General features: G+C 61.2%; 19 protein-coding genes. 4 read left to right on the top strand and 15 right to left on the bottom strand.

What is annotated here, in order from left to right; all coding sequences use genetic code 11:
* Nucleotides 1–44 precede the first annotated feature (44 nt).
* From A6U87_RS00840 to A6U87_RS00825, 4 genes are all read right to left on the bottom strand, one after another.
* Nucleotides 45–386, bottom strand: a complete 342-nt coding sequence (locus A6U87_RS00840) for a YciI family protein (RefSeq protein WP_065689356.1) — start codon at nucleotides 384–386, stop codon at nucleotides 45–47.
* 93 nt (nucleotides 387–479) lie between these two features.
* Entirely contained in the window at nucleotides 480–890 is a 411-nt protein-coding gene (locus A6U87_RS00835) for a GFA family protein (protein WP_065689355.1), read from the bottom strand.
* A gap of 43 nt (nucleotides 891–933) precedes the next feature.
* Entirely contained in the window at nucleotides 934–1,392 is a 459-nt protein-coding gene (locus tag A6U87_RS00830; RefSeq protein WP_065689354.1) for an SRPBCC domain-containing protein, read from the bottom strand.
* The gene (locus tag A6U87_RS00825; RefSeq protein ID WP_065689353.1) at nucleotides 1,389–1,718 is read right to left on the bottom strand and encodes a helix-turn-helix transcriptional regulator; all 330 of its coding nucleotides are present in this window, start codon (nucleotides 1,716–1,718) and stop codon (nucleotides 1,389–1,391) included. Before A6U87_RS00825 ends, A6U87_RS00830 begins: the two co-directional genes overlap by 4 nt.
* 149 nt (nucleotides 1,719–1,867) lie before the next feature.
* On the opposite strand from A6U87_RS00825, the gene A6U87_RS00820 reads away from it, so the two are divergent.
* The gene (locus tag A6U87_RS00820) at nucleotides 1,868–2,668 is read left to right on the top strand and encodes an alpha/beta fold hydrolase (RefSeq protein WP_065689352.1); all 801 of its coding nucleotides are present in this window, start codon (nucleotides 1,868–1,870) and stop codon (nucleotides 2,666–2,668) included.
* Nucleotides 2,669–2,671: 3 nt separating this feature from the next.
* Here the strand turns inward: A6U87_RS00820 and A6U87_RS00815 are convergent, their stop codons facing one another.
* On the bottom strand, nucleotides 2,672–3,598 hold the full coding sequence (locus A6U87_RS00815; protein ID WP_065689351.1) for a carbohydrate kinase: 927 nt from the start codon (nucleotides 3,596–3,598) through the stop codon (nucleotides 2,672–2,674).
* Between the two features lie 90 nt (nucleotides 3,599–3,688).
* A complete protein-coding gene (locus A6U87_RS00810) occupies nucleotides 3,689–4,378 on the bottom strand; it encodes an orotate phosphoribosyltransferase (RefSeq protein WP_065689350.1) in 690 nt (229 codons plus the stop codon).
* Between the two features lie 229 nt (nucleotides 4,379–4,607).
* Here A6U87_RS00810 and A6U87_RS00805 point away from each other — a divergent pair, with 229 nt between their 5' ends.
* Nucleotides 4,608–5,879, top strand: coding sequence for an MgtC/SapB family protein (locus A6U87_RS00805; protein WP_065689349.1), 1,272 nt, complete (start codon nucleotides 4,608–4,610; stop codon nucleotides 5,877–5,879).
* On the opposite strand, the gene A6U87_RS00800 is transcribed toward A6U87_RS00805, so the two are convergent.
* A complete protein-coding gene (locus A6U87_RS00800) occupies nucleotides 5,866–6,999 on the bottom strand; it encodes an NAD(P)/FAD-dependent oxidoreductase (RefSeq protein ID WP_065689348.1) in 1,134 nt (377 codons plus the stop codon). The two genes, A6U87_RS00805 and A6U87_RS00800, sit on opposite strands and share 14 nt — an antisense overlap.
* A 299-nt stretch (nucleotides 7,000–7,298) precedes the next feature.
* Here A6U87_RS00800 and A6U87_RS00795 point away from each other — a divergent pair, with 299 nt between their 5' ends.
* On the top strand, nucleotides 7,299–8,201 hold the full coding sequence (locus tag A6U87_RS00795) for a GGDEF domain-containing protein (protein WP_065689347.1): 903 nt from the start codon (nucleotides 7,299–7,301) through the stop codon (nucleotides 8,199–8,201).
* Here A6U87_RS00795 and A6U87_RS00790 read toward each other — a convergent pair whose 3' ends face one another.
* Nucleotides 8,202–8,858, bottom strand: a complete 657-nt coding sequence (locus A6U87_RS00790; protein WP_065689346.1) for a TetR/AcrR family transcriptional regulator — start codon at nucleotides 8,856–8,858, stop codon at nucleotides 8,202–8,204.
* Between the two features lie 102 nt (nucleotides 8,859–8,960).
* Here A6U87_RS00790 and A6U87_RS00785 point away from each other — a divergent pair, with 102 nt between their 5' ends.
* Nucleotides 8,961–9,443 carry a DUF1772 domain-containing protein gene (locus tag A6U87_RS00785; protein WP_065689345.1) on the top strand — a complete coding sequence of 161 codons (483 nt, stop codon included), beginning with the start codon at nucleotides 8,961–8,963 and terminating at the stop codon, nucleotides 9,441–9,443.
* A gap of 25 nt (nucleotides 9,444–9,468) precedes the next feature.
* Here the strand turns inward: A6U87_RS00785 and A6U87_RS00780 are convergent, their stop codons facing one another.
* From A6U87_RS00780 to A6U87_RS00750, 7 genes are all read right to left on the bottom strand, one after another.
* On the bottom strand, nucleotides 9,469–10,647 hold the full coding sequence (locus A6U87_RS00780; protein WP_065689344.1) for a GGDEF domain-containing protein: 1,179 nt from the start codon (nucleotides 10,645–10,647) through the stop codon (nucleotides 9,469–9,471).
* Between the two features lie 180 nt (nucleotides 10,648–10,827).
* A complete protein-coding gene (gene pyrC / locus A6U87_RS00775; RefSeq protein ID WP_065689343.1) occupies nucleotides 10,828–11,868 on the bottom strand; it encodes a dihydroorotase in 1,041 nt (346 codons plus the stop codon).
* 91 nt (nucleotides 11,869–11,959) lie between these two features.
* Nucleotides 11,960–12,307, bottom strand: coding sequence for a DUF805 domain-containing protein (locus A6U87_RS00770; RefSeq protein WP_065689342.1), 348 nt, complete (start codon nucleotides 12,305–12,307; stop codon nucleotides 11,960–11,962).
* 84 nt (nucleotides 12,308–12,391) lie between these two features.
* Nucleotides 12,392–13,018 (bottom strand): nucleoside triphosphate hydrolase, encoded by a 627-nt coding sequence (locus A6U87_RS00765; protein ID WP_065689341.1) that lies wholly within the window; start codon nucleotides 13,016–13,018, stop codon nucleotides 12,392–12,394.
* Nucleotides 13,015–13,797, bottom strand: coding sequence for an ATP-binding cassette domain-containing protein (locus A6U87_RS00760; protein ID WP_065689340.1), 783 nt, complete (start codon nucleotides 13,795–13,797; stop codon nucleotides 13,015–13,017). The genes A6U87_RS00765 and A6U87_RS00760 overlap by 4 nt, the downstream gene beginning before the upstream one ends.
* Before the next feature lie 2 nt (nucleotides 13,798–13,799).
* Nucleotides 13,800–14,864: an ABC transporter permease gene (locus A6U87_RS00755; protein WP_065689339.1), complete on the bottom strand. Its 1,065-nt coding sequence runs from the start codon at nucleotides 14,862–14,864 to the stop codon at nucleotides 13,800–13,802.
* Nucleotides 14,865–15,019: 155 nt separating this feature from the next.
* Nucleotides 15,020–16,045, bottom strand: coding sequence for a sugar ABC transporter substrate-binding protein (locus A6U87_RS00750; RefSeq protein ID WP_065689338.1), 1,026 nt, complete (start codon nucleotides 16,043–16,045; stop codon nucleotides 15,020–15,022).
* Nucleotides 16,046–16,076 lie beyond the last annotated feature (31 nt).

Raw genomic sequence — 16,076 nt, 5'->3', positions numbered from 1 at the left:
AGTGCGATACTTCGATGCAAAGCTCTCGCGCAGCGTCGCCCTCCCTAGTGAAACGGACGAACTTCGACCGGCGCCCGACAGGCCACGGCCGCCTTGCGCCCCCACGCCAGCGCCTCTTCCATATCGGCGGCTTCCAGCACCCAGAAGCCGCCAATGTGCTCCTTAGTCTCGAGGTATGGCCCGTCGGTGACGGAGATCTTGCCACCGGGTTGCACCCGCACCGACTTGGCGCGGCTTGCCGATTGCAGGCCGCCGACGAAGACCCTGACGCCGGCCGCCACCATTTCGTCATTGAGCACGTCGATATCGCGGTCCATCGCATCGTCTTCGGCAACGGTGGGGTCGTAGTCGTCTGGATGGTGAATGGCGACCAGGTACTGCGTCATGGCTTTTCCTCCGTAGGTTTCGGCGGGGCGAGTGTCCTGCCCTCACCATCAAGACGAACGGCTGGACCGAAGTTCGACACGTCATCTGACGGTTCAGCGCGGCGGCATCTTTTCGAACTTTGGCAGGTGTGGATCAACTTGATCCCATGGCTGGCCGCTGGCTGTCCAGCAGATCAGCTGTGGCTTGTAGCGCGTCGGATCATCCAGGCTTGCGGCGCGAACAACGAAATAGCCGGGAATGTCAGGAAAGGTCATGTAGACGGGGGCGCCGCAGGTGGGGCAGAAGGCGCGCCGTTTGACAACGCCACCGTCTCCAACCGCGTCCCAATGCGTCGCTTTGCCTTCGACGACCGGTTCACATTCGAAGGTGAGGTGCGATGCGTGGCCCGTGCCGCTCTCGCGCTGGCATTGGCGGCATTGGCAATCAAGCATCACGATCGGTTCGGCTGAGACCTTGTAGCGGATCGCGCCACATGCACAGCCGCCGGTATATGGCTCACTCATGTTTTCCTCCTCTGGGACGACACTGATGATCGATGGTGCGAATTTATTCGCCGATGATGGGACCTATGCGCGGGACAACCTTCTTCCAGCCCTCGCTCATGTTCCTGAAGGCGGTATCGTTCCTCGGCGTGACAAAGCCGGAATGGACAAGGCGCAGCCGCGTGCCGCCGTCGACGGCGCTAAGCGACCAGCTGACCACGGTGTCCAGAAGCGAGCCGTAGCCCACATTCGTCGCATGTCCCCCTTTCCAGGAGTAGGCGAAATGCCTGTTCGGCTCGACATCGACCACTTCACAGTGAATGACTCCATCCCATTCGCCGGCGGGGGTTGTTTGAAAGGTGAAGCGGTTGCCGACGACGGGTTCGAAGCCGTTCGGCTTCATCAGAAACCGCGCGATCATGTCGCCCGACGTCAATGTTCGCCAGATCGTCTCTGGCGCATGCGGAAAGACTTCGTCGACAACGATATCCTGGGCGCCCTGTTGCAGCATTGCCTTCGTCATGGATCGACCTCTTTCAATAGGGTTCGTAGGCTATCGAAGCGTTCCTGCCAGAAGAGGCCGTAGTGGCTCATCCAGTCGAAAAGCGGCGCAAGCCCTTTCGGTTCCGCTCGGTAGTAGACGTTTCGCCCCTCGGGCCGCTCGACGACGAGACGCGCATGCTTCAGCGACTTTAGGTGTTGAGAAATAGCGCCTTGGGTGACGCCACTACCGCGCGTCAGCTCGACGACGGTAATTTCCCGGGCACCGACGATGCGCTCGTAGACCGCACGCCTTGTCGGATCGGCGAGAGCACGCATCACAGAAGAAATTTCACTGGTTTCGATCATGGTAAAACAATTAGTGCACACTAATCAAATAGTCAATACTAATGCATCTATTCGCAAGACGGTTGCCGCCGGACCGCATTTTTATATGTTGGTGTCGAAACTGGGCCTCGCTGATCGTCATTTTATCGATCACTCCAGGGAGATGTCGGATGAACGAGACGGACGATGAGCTTTTGAAATTCGATACGCATGGCGCGGCGCCTTTGCCCGCCACCGCAAACACTGGCTTCGTCGATCATGATGGTGCGCGGATCTGGTATGCGGCCTATGGCACGGGCCCCTCCGTCATCCTGCTCCATGGCGGCCTCGGCAACAGCGGCAACTGGGGCTATCAGGTCCCGGCGCTGGTGGCAGCCGGCCGGCAAGTCGTGGTCATAGACAGCCGCGGGCATGGCCGGAGCACGCGCGACCAGCGGCCCTTCAAATATCAACTGATGGCCTCGGACGTTCTTGCCGTGATGGACCGACTGCGGATCGACAAGGCGGCATTCGTCGGCTGGAGCGACGGCGCCTGTACGGCCCTCATCCTTGCCAACCGGAAACCCGAGCGTGTCTCCGGCGTCTTCTTCTTCGCCTGCTGCATGGACCCGAGCGGCGCCAAGCCCTTCGTAGCAACGCCAGTGATCGACCGGTGCTTCAGCCGCCACAGAAAGGACTATGCCGCGCTATCGGCGACGCCCGATCAATTCGATAGCTTTGTGGAAGACGTGAGCCGGATGATGGCGACCGAACCCAATTATTCCGCCGAGGATCTTGCCGGCATCACCGTGCCGGTCGCGACCGTGCTCGGCGACCGGGACGAGTTCATCAAACCGGAGCACATGGCCTATCTCGCGCGCACGCTGCCAGCGGCGCAGCCAATCACCATGCAAGGCGTCAGCCACTTTGCGCCGCTACAGAGACCCGAGCAGTTCAATCGCGAAGTGCTCGGATTTCTTGACCGGATCTAGGTCTCAGAGACCGATTTCGTGTGCCCATGGCGGGTTCGCGCCGGCGCGCGACACGGTGACGGCGGCAGCCTTCGCGCCCAGCGACAGGGCGTTCTGAAGCGCCTTCTCGTCGAGGGACGCGACCTGTGCCTTGGTCAGCAGATTGTCCATCTTCAGGGACGCCAGAACGCCGGCATCAAAGGTATCGCCGGCGCCGACCGTATCGACCACGGTGACACGTTCGCTCGGCACGGTGACCTTGCGCTCGGCTGTATAGCCCGATGCGCCTTCGGCACCCTTTGTGATGACGACGAGCTTGGCGCCATGCTTCAGCCAGTAGGCGGCCAGATCGTCATGGCTGCCTTCGAGGCCGAAATACTCCAGATCCTCGTCGGAGAATTTGAGAATGTCGGACTTGGCGGCCATACGGCTGATGCGGGCGATGTGGGCCTGCTTGTCCTTGATGAAGCCCGGGCGGATGTTCGGATCGAGCGAGATCACCCGCTTGTCGGCTTCACGATGGAGCAGCGCCTCGTAGGTCTCGCCACAGGGGCTGGGGATGAGGCTGATGGCGCCAAAGTGCAGCGCTTCGCAATCGTCGCCAAGAGCTGGAAGATCGTCCGTTGTGATCATGCGTCCGGCCGTGCCCTCGTCATAGAAGGCGTAGGTCGCGTGGCCATTGACGAGCTTGACGAAAGCGACCGTGGACGGGCGCGGCGCGATCGCGCAGAGGCTGAAATCGACGTTGCTCGCCTTCAGCGTATCGCGCAGGATCTCGCCCATCATGTCGTCGGCGAGGCCGGTGAAGAAGGCCGTTGGAACGCCGAGACGCCCGAGCGCGATCGCGGTGTTGAAGATCGCTCCCCCGGCGTATGGGGCAAAGCCCTTCTCGCCAAGGGTCGTCTCCCGCGGCAGCATGTCAATCAGCGCTTCGCCACAGCACAAAATCATTCCGGCCTCCCAAGCATTGCAATCCATCGATATTCAAATCGATTAGATAATTTCATGGCAAAAGCAAAGCGCCGCGACGCAATTCTTCATTCAAAGTGATGAAATACCGCCATTGCGCCCAGACCAGGCGAGCGGCGCATCGAGGAAGGCTTCGACCTCGTTCAAGGTCGTCTCGTCGAACAGCTTCTGTGCCTTGGCTACGGCGAGCACATCGCGCCAGGTCGCGATGTAATGCAGCTTCACCTTGCCATCGGCAAAACGCAGCGCGCCTTCGTCGAAAATGCCATAGTAGAACAGGGCGATGCCGTGATCGACCACACCGCCAGCCGCGCGGACGGCATCGATGAATTTGAACATGCTGCCGCCTGCGGTCGTCAGGTCTTCGATGACGAGGACGCGCGAGCCTTCCGGCATGTTGCCTTCGATCTGCGCGTTGCGGCCGTGGCCCTTCGGCTGCTTGCGGACATAGATCATCGGCAGGCTGAGGCGATCGGCAAGCAGGGCTGCAAAGGGGATGCCCGCGGTCTCGCCACCGCCAATGCAATCGAACTTCTCAAAGCCGGCCTCGCGCAGGACAACGCTGGCGGCGAAATCCATGACCGTCGAGCGCACGCGGGGGAACGAGAGCAGCTTGCGGCAGTCGATATAGACCGGGCTCGCCATGCCGGACGCAAACTTGTAGGGCTGGGCGGCATTGAAGTGCACCGCCTTGATCTCCCAGAGCATCTTCGCGACCAGTTCGGCCATGACTGCGCGGTCGGTGAATGTTGCCTGGATCATCGCTCTCTCCTTTGGTCAAATTTATCGGCCAATAGCAGCAAGCGCGACAAGTTTCCAGAACAGCGGCGGTTTCCGCGTCGAGAATGCGGACGAAAATGCATCCCACCCAGCGGCGTGATCAGCAGACTCTTCAGGACGCCCACCGCTCCAGCGACAGCGCGTCCGGTAATCCCTCATTTTTTCAACGCGTTGGACTTGCGCGGCGGCAATAGCGAGATATCGTCCGGCCATGGATCACTATGATGTCTTCCACCGCCTCGGTATCGCACTTGCCATAGGCCTGCTCGTTGGCGTCGAGCGCGGCTGGCAGGAGCGTGATATCCGGCCGGGTGGCAGGACGGCCGGTATCCGGACCTTCGGCCTGACCGGCTTTCTCGGCGGCGTGGTGGGAACACTGCTGCCGCTGACCGGCCCATTTCTGCCCTCGACAATCGCAGTCATCCTCGGCATTGCCTACATCGCTGCCAAATGGCGCGAAGCCGACGAAGACAAGGATTACAGCGTTACCTCGCTGGTCGCCGCGCTTCTGGTCTTTGCGCTTGGTGCTCTTGCAGCCGTTGGCGACGTCGTCACCGCAGGGGCCGGTGCCGTCGTGATGACGGTGGTGCTGGCATCGCGCACCAGCCTGCACGGCTTTCTCCAGCAACTGACCTGGGTCGAATTGCGTTCGGCATTGATGCTGCTTGCCATGACCGCGATCGTGTTGCCGCTGCTGCCCGACAAGACGCTGGATCCGTGGGGAGCGCTCAATCCCTTCTCGCTGTGGCTGCTGACCATCACCATCGCTGCGCTGTCTTTTGCAGGCTACGTCGCGATCCGGCTCATGGGTACGAGCCGGGGAATATTGCTGGCCGGCGCCGCCGGCGGCCTGGTCTCCTCGACGGCGCTGACGCTCTCATTCGCGCGCTATTCCAAGGAAGCGCCTCAAGGATCGCGCTATCTGGCGGCAGGAGCGGCGATTGCCGGCGCGCTGTCATTCGGGCGCGTCCTTGTCATCGCGGGTGCACTCTATCCCGGCATTGTAGCACCGCTTGCGGCCGGCCTGCTGCCGGCGATCATCGTATTCGTCGGCGCTGCCTTCGCCTGGGTGTCGCTGTCGAGCGCCTCGGCCGACGTGCCACAGGTCGAACTGCAAAACCCGTTCGAAATTCAGACAGTCGTCTCCTTCGCCGCTCTCCTTGGCATCATCAGCCTGATTTCGAAGATGGCGATCGTCTATATCGGAGCATCGGCCCTCTTCATCGTCGCCGCCATCTCCGGCATCGTGGACGTGGATGCGATCACTCTGTCGACCGCCCGACTCGCCGGCACGACCATCAACGTGCAGACGGCCGCAGACGTCATCCTCATCGCTGTCGGGGTCAACATGGTGACCAAGGTCATTCTGGCCCTAGGGGCAGGCCGGAAGGAATACGGCGTGGCGCTGGCACAGGCGACCGCGGCGGCGATCGTGCTCGGCGCCATTGTTTATCTGGCCTTCCGCACCTTCATGCCGGCGTGACCGACGGCCTTGCGGCGATGGACGCGGCGATCTGCTGCGCCTCGATGCCGATCTCGCGAAGCAGACCGGTTGCGACGACCGTAAAACCGCAAAAGTACAAGCCATCGCCCGCCGGCTGAAGCTCGCCCCGCGCCGGGCCGTTGGCACCGCCGAACCTTTGCGCGAAATCCGGCAGCAGCCCGTCGAGCGCCGGCTTGTAACCAGTCGCCAGGATGATGGCATCGAACTGGTCGCGTCGCCCGTCGGCGAATTGCACGTCCCTCCCCTCGGAGGCTGAAATACCACCGAAAACCCTGATATCGCCCGATCGGATCCGCTCGATGGTACCGATGTTGATCAACGGCGTGCGGCCCCTTTCCCTGATCGTCGTCAACGGCCCCTCGCGCGCCCGTTGGAGACCGAACCTTCCGAGATCCCCGAAACGCAGGCGCAGGAAAGGGGTGTTGATGAGGTCGGCCAGGCGGGTGGGGAGGTATTGCTGGGCAATGGCAATGCTGACGGCAGGCAATCCGAAGAGTTCAAGCGGAATGACGTTCACCGGGCCGCGCACCGACAAGCCGACATGGAGCCCGGCTTCGGCGCATTCGAGTGCAATTTCGCCGGCAGAGTTTCCGAAGCCGACGACAAGGACGCGCTCGGCGCCAAGGTCAGCTGCATTCCGGAATTCGGACGAGTGAAGGAGCTTGCCCGTGAACCTTTCCTGGCCCTCCCAACGCCGGATCGCGGGCGCATTTGAACGGCCGGTTGCGACGATCACATTGCTGGCGTGGAATATGCCGCCTGATGTCTCCACCGCCCAGCGATCTGCTTTTCGTATCGCCGTGACGCGTGCGCCGAAGCGTATGTCGATGTCGTTGAAACGGGCGTACTCGTCGAGATACTCGATGACCTCAAGCCGCGACGGGTATTTCGGAAAGCGGCGGGGCATGGGCATTCCGGGCAGGCCCGAATGCATCTTGTGCGTATGCAGATGTAGCCTGTCGTAGTGCCTGTGCCAGGAGGCGGCGACGCAATCCTCCCGCTCCAGCACCAACGCCGCGCGTCCGCGCGCACGAAGGGCCGCAGCGCATGCCAGTCCTGCAGGCCCCGCGCCGACGATGATTGTCTCGCAAGCTGTCACGGAGGCCCCCTGTGGCCAGAATTCCGTAAGACGATAACACGAATTGTGCCCCGCAACGAGTACGGTCCGGGGTGCAGACACCGCCTATGGCGGGTGCAAAACCCGGAGACAAAGGCATTTTTCCACAGCCGCATTACTGTTTTAGATCGCACTCACAAGCACTGATTTTCAGGACCTTCCCGGCGCTTACGGCTCTTCCAGAGACAGAAAGCATCGAATTTTAACGTTTCCGTTAGGATTGAAGTGAGGGACAGGACTCCATTTTCGCGGCCGCAAAAGACGCCATGAGGGAGTCCGGAATGCGCCTGTCGATGTCCACTGTTCGTAAAACCTTCAGCACCTCGCTTACATTCAAGATCTTCGCCGTCTGCTTTCTTGCAACACACGTGCCCCTGGTGACGTTGTGTGTATATCTCGCGGCCGGCTTCCAGAGTGCCGCTCTTCCCGTATTGGCGACCGTGCTTGCGGCCACGCTTGGCGGTACCGTCTTCTGCCTTGCTTCCCTGTGGGTATTGATCCGCCCATTGCGGGATGTTGCAGCCGTGATCGAGACCTATCGTTCGACCGGCGCTGTCAAATCCATTCGCAGCCAGCGCAAGGACGAGGTGGGAGTGGTCGCCAACGGCATTTCCGCGCTGATCACTGAACTCGATGCAACGCTGTCCCAGCTGCGGCGGCAGGCGACAACGGACGTGCTGACCGGGCTCGGCAATCGCCGCTGGTTGAAAGAGATCGGCTCCATGGAGATCTCCCGCGCCGCCCGCGATCGGGCGCCTATCTCGGTCGTCGTCTTCGATCTCGATCACTTCAAGTCGATCAACGACCAGTTCGGCCATGATGTCGGCGATCAGGTGCTGATGATGGCAGGCGCCACCATCCAGCACAGCCTTCGCCCGTATGACATTGCCGCCAGGATCGGCGGCGAGGAGTTCTGCCTGATCCTGCCGCGCACCGGCGTCGACGCAGCTGTCACGATTGCGGACCGGTTGCGCAGGCAGCTCGAGGCGAAAGCTGTCGGCCCCCTGCCCGTCGGCCGCGTGACGGCGAGCTTTGGCGTCTATTGCGGCGATCCGACCGAGGAAAGCTTGAAGACGATGATGACGGCGGCCGACAGAAAGCTCTATTCCGCCAAGAATGGTGGACGCAATGCGGTGCACTGGGCGGTCGCGCGGTCGGCCGAGCAGGGAGCGGTCAGGGCCTAGTCATCCCTGCACGAGTTGGCTGAAATCGGTGGGGAGCATCTTCTTGTAGAGCGCGATCGCAGCCCGCCCTTCATCATCCTCGAGCGAGGCGGCATATCGGACAGCAGCCGCGAGAAGCTGCATTGTGAGCCTCGCGATTGCCAATAGCTGGCCGGGCGGCTGCGCGGGCCACAGTCTTGCGAGAACCGACAACAGCGCCTGGGCGTGAAACTCCATATCGTCGGCATCGATCTGTTGCAGCAGCCGATCGGCCTGCGCTGCAAACCATATGTCGCGCATGACGGGCTCGCTGCGGAAGAAGGCGTAATACTCGTCGGCAATGGTGCACAGCGCCTGTCGAAGAGCGACCGGGTTAGCGACCCCAGCCAACTCTGCCTCGACGCAACGCCTCCCCTGCTCGTTGAAGCGTTCAGCAAGGGTGCGGATGATGGCGCTCTTGTCTGGGAAATACTGGTAGAGCGCGCCAAAGGACAGTCCTGCCCGTTCGACGATCTCGCTCATTTTCAGCGCGTCGCTGCCACGAGCTTCGATCAGCTCGGTCGCGACTGCCAGGATCTTTTCAAATCGCTCGCGCCCGCGCTGCTGGACCGGCACCCGTCGCAACTGGCCAGTCTGTTCCGGTGAATTTCCTGATCCGCCATTTGGCATGCCCGGCATGAGACGCTCCGATTTATCGTTGACGACAGAAATAAGAGAGTTTATCTCATTTTACAAATGAGAGAGCTTCTCTGTTTTATGTCAAGCAATGGAGGGATGAGCATGACGGTCTTTCTTGCTATCGCGCTTGTGGCTGCGGCTGTCGGCAGCGGGCTAATTGCCGGGGTCTTCTTTGCCTTTTCGACGTTTGTGATGGCCGCATTCGCGCGCCTTCCGACAGAGCAGGGAATTGCGGCGATGAACGCGATCAACGTCACCATCGTCCGATCCCCGTTCATGATGCTCTTCGTTCCCACCACGATCCTCTGTGTCGTGATTGCGGTATTCGCATTCCTGAACTGGCGCACACCGCCGGCCATGTGGATGCTGGCTGGTGGGGCGCTCTACGTCGTCGCATCCTTCATCTCGACCGTCGCCTTCAACGTGCCGCTGAACGACGCGCTCGCGAAGGTCAGCGGCAGCGGCCCTGACGCGACCGCGCTTTGGGCGACATATCTGAAGGATTGGACATGGTGGAACCACGTCAGGACAGTGGCCTGCCTGCTTGCCTCGGCAAGCTTCGTCAGGGCGCTGATGGTCCTCTAACAAGGCTGAAGCAGAGTGGCTCCGCTCAGGAGCCGGTGCGCACCGTTTCCATGGGAACGGCGTGCAGGTGGCTGGCGAGCTCCACGCGGTTTCGGCCGGCGCGTTTGGCGGCATAGAGCGCCTTGTCGGCCGCCCGCAGCAACGCGTCGAACGGCACCGGCGTGGGGCGGCCGGGCGCAACGCCGGCGCTCACGGTGCATGTCGCGATCGCGCCGTCGAATATGATCTGGCGTTGCTCGAACGCCCTGCGAATGCGTTCGGCCACGAGTTCCGTCTGGCCGGGCGTGACATCCCGCAGGACCATTGCGAACTCCTCGCCGCCGAGCCGGGCCGCGACGTCGCCCACCCTGCAGTTGGCCCGCAGTTCATCGGCGAACAGTCTCAGCATCCGGTCGCCGCCGGCATGGCCGAACGTGTCGTTGATCGACTTGAAATGATCAATGTCGAAAACGACGACCGCGGAGGTCGAGCCCATCTCGCCGCTGCCATACTGGTCGAAGAGCGCTCGCCGATTGAGGAGACCTGTCAGGGAATCGGTGGTCGCTTCAATGCGGTGGCGGGCCGCCAGGCGCCACTGATGCAGCGCAAGCGATAGCGCGCCAATGCCGGTCATGCTGGCGATGCAGATCGCCAGGCTCAGATCCTCGGCCCAGTTGCTCGGTGCGGCGCCAAGGACCATCTTGCCGTCCGCCAGCAGAACGCTGGCGCAGAGCACGAAGGATATGGCCGTCAGGATGTAGAGCGCCGTAATGCCTGTCAGCGGCACCGGCGCTTCCGCCCGCGCCAGCCAATACTGATAGGCGGTTACGAAGAGCAGTGAGGCGATGACCGTATTCTCGGCAATGAAGGCAAACCCGTCGTAACCGGTTGCCATCGGAGGAATGGTGACGGCATATCCGGCAAGCGCGGCCACGACCATCATGCGGCAGGACAGGCGCCCCGTCCGGAACTGGTAGCCGGCACCCACGGCGGCAGCAAAACCGGGAAAGAAGAAGACGAATGCCGTGATGCCCAACAGCTTCGTGGGCGTGCCGACGTAGAGCCCATAGGCAAATATGCCGCTGACAATCAAAACGAGGCCGATTGTGCAGGTGAGCAGGAATGTTTCGGTGCGTCGCGCGAACCAGCTTCCGAGCAAAGTTACTGCGAGACATGCCGCCGATACTGCCAGCGCGATCAGCAGGGAATTGTAATCAAGCGTCATGCTTTAAACCCGCGGCTTCTGCCGCGCCCTCGTTATTGGAAACAGTTTACGCCCCCAAAACGAATGTCTTACGAATTCCGTTAAGAAATCATGTATTTAAAGCATAAGTTTTGCAGCAAGAAGTTTTCCTTGCTGCAATGGATGAATAACACGGTCAAAATCGTCGAGTATAAATATATACTAACGTTCGATATCCCAGTGCAGCGGGAACATCGGATCGAAAACAGTCACGGGACCGGCGCCCGTTTCTCTCTTCGTGGGAAGTACCAGAGGCTCGGCATGCTTGACGAGCGTGATCCGTTCTTCGTTGGCCGGCAGGCCATACCAGGCAGGGCCGTTCAGCGATGCGAAAGCCTCAAGCTTGTCGAGCGCATTGTCCTGTTCGAAGACATGCGCAAGGCAGCTCATCGTATTGATCGACGTATAGATGCCAGCACAACCGCAACCGCATTCCTTCAGCGGATCGACATGCGGCGCGGAATCGGTTCCGAGGAAGAAGCGGCTATCGCCGCTGACGGCTGCGGCGCGAAGAGCCAGGCGATGATTTTCCCGCTTGGCGACAGGCAGGCAGTAGTAATGCGGGCGGATGCCGCCAACCAGGATGGCGTTGCGGTTGATGATCAGGTGATGCGTGGTGATCGAACCGGCGAGATTGGCCTTTGCCGACTTGATGTAGTCGATGCCATCGGCCGTCGTGACGTGTTCCATTGTCACCTTGAGTTCCGGCAACCGCTTGCGCAGCGGATCGAGCACCGTGTCGATGAAGACCGCCTCGCGATCGAAGATATCGACCTCCGGCGTGGTCACTTCCCCGTGGACACAGAGCGGAAGACCGATCTTCGCCATACGCTCCAGAACCGGCATTGCCTTTTCGATATCGCGCACGCCGCCATGCGAGTTCGTGGTTGCGCCGGCCGGGTAGAGCTTGACTGCGGTGATCAATCCACTCGTCTTGCCCGCCTCGACGTCGTCGGGGTTGGTGTGTTCGGTGAGGTAAAGCGTCATCAAAGGCTGGAAACGATCGCCCTCCGACAGCGCCGCCATGATGCGGCTGCGATAGGCTTCCGCGTCCGCGGTGGTGACGACAGGCGGAACCAGGTTCGGCATGATGATCGCGCGGGCGAAATCGCGGCTTGTGTCGCCGATCACGCCTTCGAGCATCGCGCCATCGCGCAGGTGAAGGTGCCAGTCATCAGGGCGGCGGATGGTGATCGATTGCATGGCTGTAACTCCGGCAAGGCTGACCTGTAAGGCTCGCCCGCGGCATTATCACTCCGCCACCTCTTCTGGCAAACAGTTTGCCAGCAAAAAGTCAGGCCGGGGGCCCGAACTGGTTCGCGCCGGGGGTGCCTTCGCTGATGTACCAGTAGAGAAGTATGATGGCGCCGATGAGCGGGATCAGGCCAATGAAGATCCACCAGCCGGACCGATCGACATCATGGAGACGTCGAACGGTGACCGCCAGCATCGGCAGCAGTGTTCCGAGTGCGAACAGGGTGCTGAGGATCTCGTGACCGAACAGAAGGTAGTCGACAAACGCCAGAACGAAGGAGGCGAGGACGCTGAAAAGTGTGAACCACCAGAATTCGGAGCGGCGGGCGCGGCCTTTGAACACCGCATAGTTCGAGAAAACGGACGTAACGGCTTCCGTGAAATCCATCAGCTTCCCCCAAGGCAACAAAATTCAAAGTTGCAGCTGGTTAAGCTTGCAACGATTCGCTGACGCTTGCAATGTTGTGGGACGTCAGGCGATTTCGAGCGTTACATCCGCAGGGCGGCGATTGCCGAGGATCAGGCGCCCGTTCGGAAGATCGTTGCCATAAACCTTGGCGCTCGCCTCTTCCTCGCTGAGCTTGTAGCCTCGCCAGCGCGCCCACAGGCGCTCTTCGAGAACCTCGATCGGCGGCGCGAGCATGATCGAGTACCCGAACACACCTTCCAGTTCCGCCCATTTTCCCTGGCTGAAGAGCAGGTAGTTGCCCTCGACGATGATAAAGCGGTGCTCGGGCGAAACGGCACGGGCCGAGGCAATGGCAAGCTCGCGTGACCGATCGAAAACCGGTACCAGCACTTCCTGATCGGCTCGCTGCACGGCGCGAATGATATCCAGAAAACCCCTGACATCGAAGCTTTCGGGCACGCCCTTGCGCGCCAGCATGCCACGCTCGATCAGGATCGCATTGTCCATGTGGAAGCCATCCATGGGCAGGACTTCCGCGCTCTGGCCGATGGCGCGCAGCGCGTCGGCGAGATTGTCAGCCATGGTGGATTTACCGGCGCCGGGCGGACCGGCAATGGCGACGAGAAAACGCTTCGCGTCGCCGGCGCGGGTCACAACCTCGCCGGCGATATCCTTGATGTTGTCGCTCATGCAGCAACCGGCTCCGTTGGAACAGACTTGGCGCCGGTCATGAACGCGACGGCGTCCGACATGGTGTATTCCTTGGGGTCGATGACCGTCAAGCGACGGCCGAGCCGGTGGATGTGGATGCGGTCCGCCACTTCGAAGACATGCGGCATGTTGTGCGAGATCAGCACGATCGGAATGCCGCGGGAACGGACATCGAGGATCAGCTCGAGAACCTTGCGGCTCTCCTTCACCCCGAGAGCCGCCGTCGGCTCGTCGAGGATGATGACCTTGGAACCGAACGCAGCGGCACGCGCTACGGCGACACCCTGGCGCTGGCCACCAGAGAGCGTTTCGACCGCCTGATTGATGTTCTGGATGGTCATCAGGCCCAATTCCGACAGCTTCGTTCGGGCGCGTTTTTCCATCTCGGGGCGATCGAGCATACGGAAGACGCTGCCGAGCACGCCGGGTTTACGGATCTCGCGACCGAGGAACATGTTGTCCGCGATCGACAGAGCCGGAGACAGGGCAAGGTTCTGGTACACAGTCTCGATGCCGGCCTCGCGGGCTTCCATCGGAGACTTGAATTGCACCTGCTTGCCCTGAAGCCTGATCTCGCCATCATCAGGCGTGATCGCGCCCGAAATCGCCTTGATCAACGATGACTTGCCGGCGCCGTTGTCGCCGATCACCGCCAGGATTTCGCCCGGGTAGAGATCGAAGTCGGCATTGTCGAGCGCCGTGACGCGGCCGTAACGCTTGACCAGTCCGCGTGCGTAAAGGATGGGTTCGTTTGCCATGATTACACCGACACCTTTCTGATCCACTGGTCGATCGCGACTGCGGCGATGATAAGCACGCCGGTCAGCAGCACCTTCCACTGCGGATCCGCGCCCAGCATGTTGAGACCCATGGAGACAACGCCGACGATCATGGCGCCGAAGAGAGTACCCAAGATGGAGCCGCGGCCACCGAAGAGCGAGATGCCGCCGATCACGGTCGCGGTGATTGCCTGGAGATTATAGTCGGTGACGGCGGATGACGGCGAAATCGAACCGTTGCGGCCGATCGAGACCCAGGCGGCGAAGGCAGCGATGACGCCCGAAATCGTATAGACCGTCAGCAACACGGTCTTGGTCTGGATACCGGACAGCTTCGCGGCTTCCGGATCATCGCCCACGGCATAGACATGCCGTCCCCAGGCCGTGTGATTGAGGATGTACCAGAGACCGAGAACCAGCAGCACCATGGCGATGACGCCGAGTGTCAGAACCGCGCTGCCAACCCGGAAGCTGATCGCGAAAAGGTGGAGCATCGGCGCCTGCGCGTCGACGTCGGTATCGCGTATCGTCTCATTGGCCGAATAGATGAAGTTCGTCGCCATGACGATATTCCAGGTGCCGAGCGTCACGATGAAGGGCGGCAATCGCATGTAGGCGACGAGGAAGCCGTTGAGCAGGCCGCACAGGCCGCCGACGACCATCCCGAGGAGCACGGCAATCGGCGTGGGAATGCCGTAGGTGATGGCACAGTTGCCCATGATGACGGCTGAGATCACCATGATGACGCCGATCGACAGGTCGATGCCCGCCGTCAGAATAACCAGTGTCTGGGCCGCGCCGAGAATACCGACGATGGCGATCTGCTGCAGGATAAGCGTCAGCGTATAGGACGAGAAGAACCGCCCGCCGATCGCGATGCCGAAGATGATGATTGATAGCACCAGCACGATCAACGGCACCGCCGCCGGGGTCGAATGCAGGAAGTGCTGGGCGCGCTTTAAAAGTGAGACGTCCTGATGATCGAACGACGCGACGTTCTTGTCGCTGCCGTCGAGAACCCGCTCGAATTCTTGTGCTCCGGTCATTTTTCCTCCTCCGCTTTCGCGCCGAACCGCGCGCGGAAGCTGGTGCGCTCTTCCATTCCGGTCTTGCTACGCCGGTTCTTGAGACAACAGCTGATGGTCGGGTCGAGAACGGCCGGGGTCAAGCCCCGGCCGGCAGTGATGCTAGATCGCGGGGCTTAGCCCCAGCACTTCGCAGTGCCTTCCTTGACGTCGATCGACTTGACGCCGGAAACCGGCTTGTCGGTGACGAGGGATACGCCGGTGTCGAAGAAGGACTTGCCTTCCGTCGGCTTCGGCTTTTCGCCGCTGTCGGCGAACTTCTTGATCGCTTCGACGCCGAGAGCGGCCATCATCAGCGGATATTGCTGCGAGGTCGCGCCGATGACGCCATCAGCGACGGACTTGACGCCCGGGCAGCCGCCGTCAACCGAGACGATCAGCACGTTCTTTTCCATGCCGACGGCCTTCAGCGCCTGATAGGCACCAACCGCGGCTGGCTCGTTGATCGTGTGGATGACGTTGATGCTCGGATCCTTCTGGAGAAGGTTTTCCATGGCCTTGCGGCCGCCTTCTTCGTTGCCGTTGGTTACGTCGTGACCGACGATACGCGGATCGTCTTCGTCACCGATCTTGTTCGGATCCTTGGGGTCGATGCCGAAGCCGATCATGAAGCCCTGGTCGCGCAGAACGTCGACGGTCGGCTGCGATGGCGTCAGATCGAGGAAGCCGACCTTGGCATCCTTGGCCTTGTCGCCCATGGTTTCCTTGGCCCACTGGCCAATCAGCTTGCCGGCGAGCAGGTTGTCGGTGGCGAAGGTCGCATCGGCGGCGTCCGCCGGATCAAGGGGCGTGTCGAGGGCGATTACGAGGAGACCCGCGTCGCGTGCCTTCTTGACGGTCGGGACGATACCCTTGGTGTCGGACGCGGTGATCAGAATACCTTTCGCGCCATCGGCGATGCAGCTTTCGATCGCGGCAACCTGGCTTTCGCTATCGCCATCGATCTTGCCGGCGTAGGCCTTGAGGTTAACGCCCAGCTCCTTGGCCTTGGCCGTCGCGCCTTCCTTCATCTTGACGAAGAAGGGGTTGGTATCAGTCTTGGTGATCAGGCAGGCGGAAACATCGGCCGCCATTGCCGGTGCCGAGAATGCGACACCGAGGGCCAGCGCGCCGAGCGCTGCGGAAAGCACTGATTTCTTCATTGACTCCTCCCAGAGTTATATCGGCCGCCCC

Origin of the sequence: Rhizobium sp. AC44/96, assembly GCF_001692185.1 — a bacterium.
Taxonomy (GTDB): Bacteria; Pseudomonadota; Alphaproteobacteria; order Rhizobiales; family Rhizobiaceae; genus Rhizobium.
Note: the sequence above shows the minus strand (reverse complement) of the source record. Positions and strands in the feature narration are given on the sequence as shown.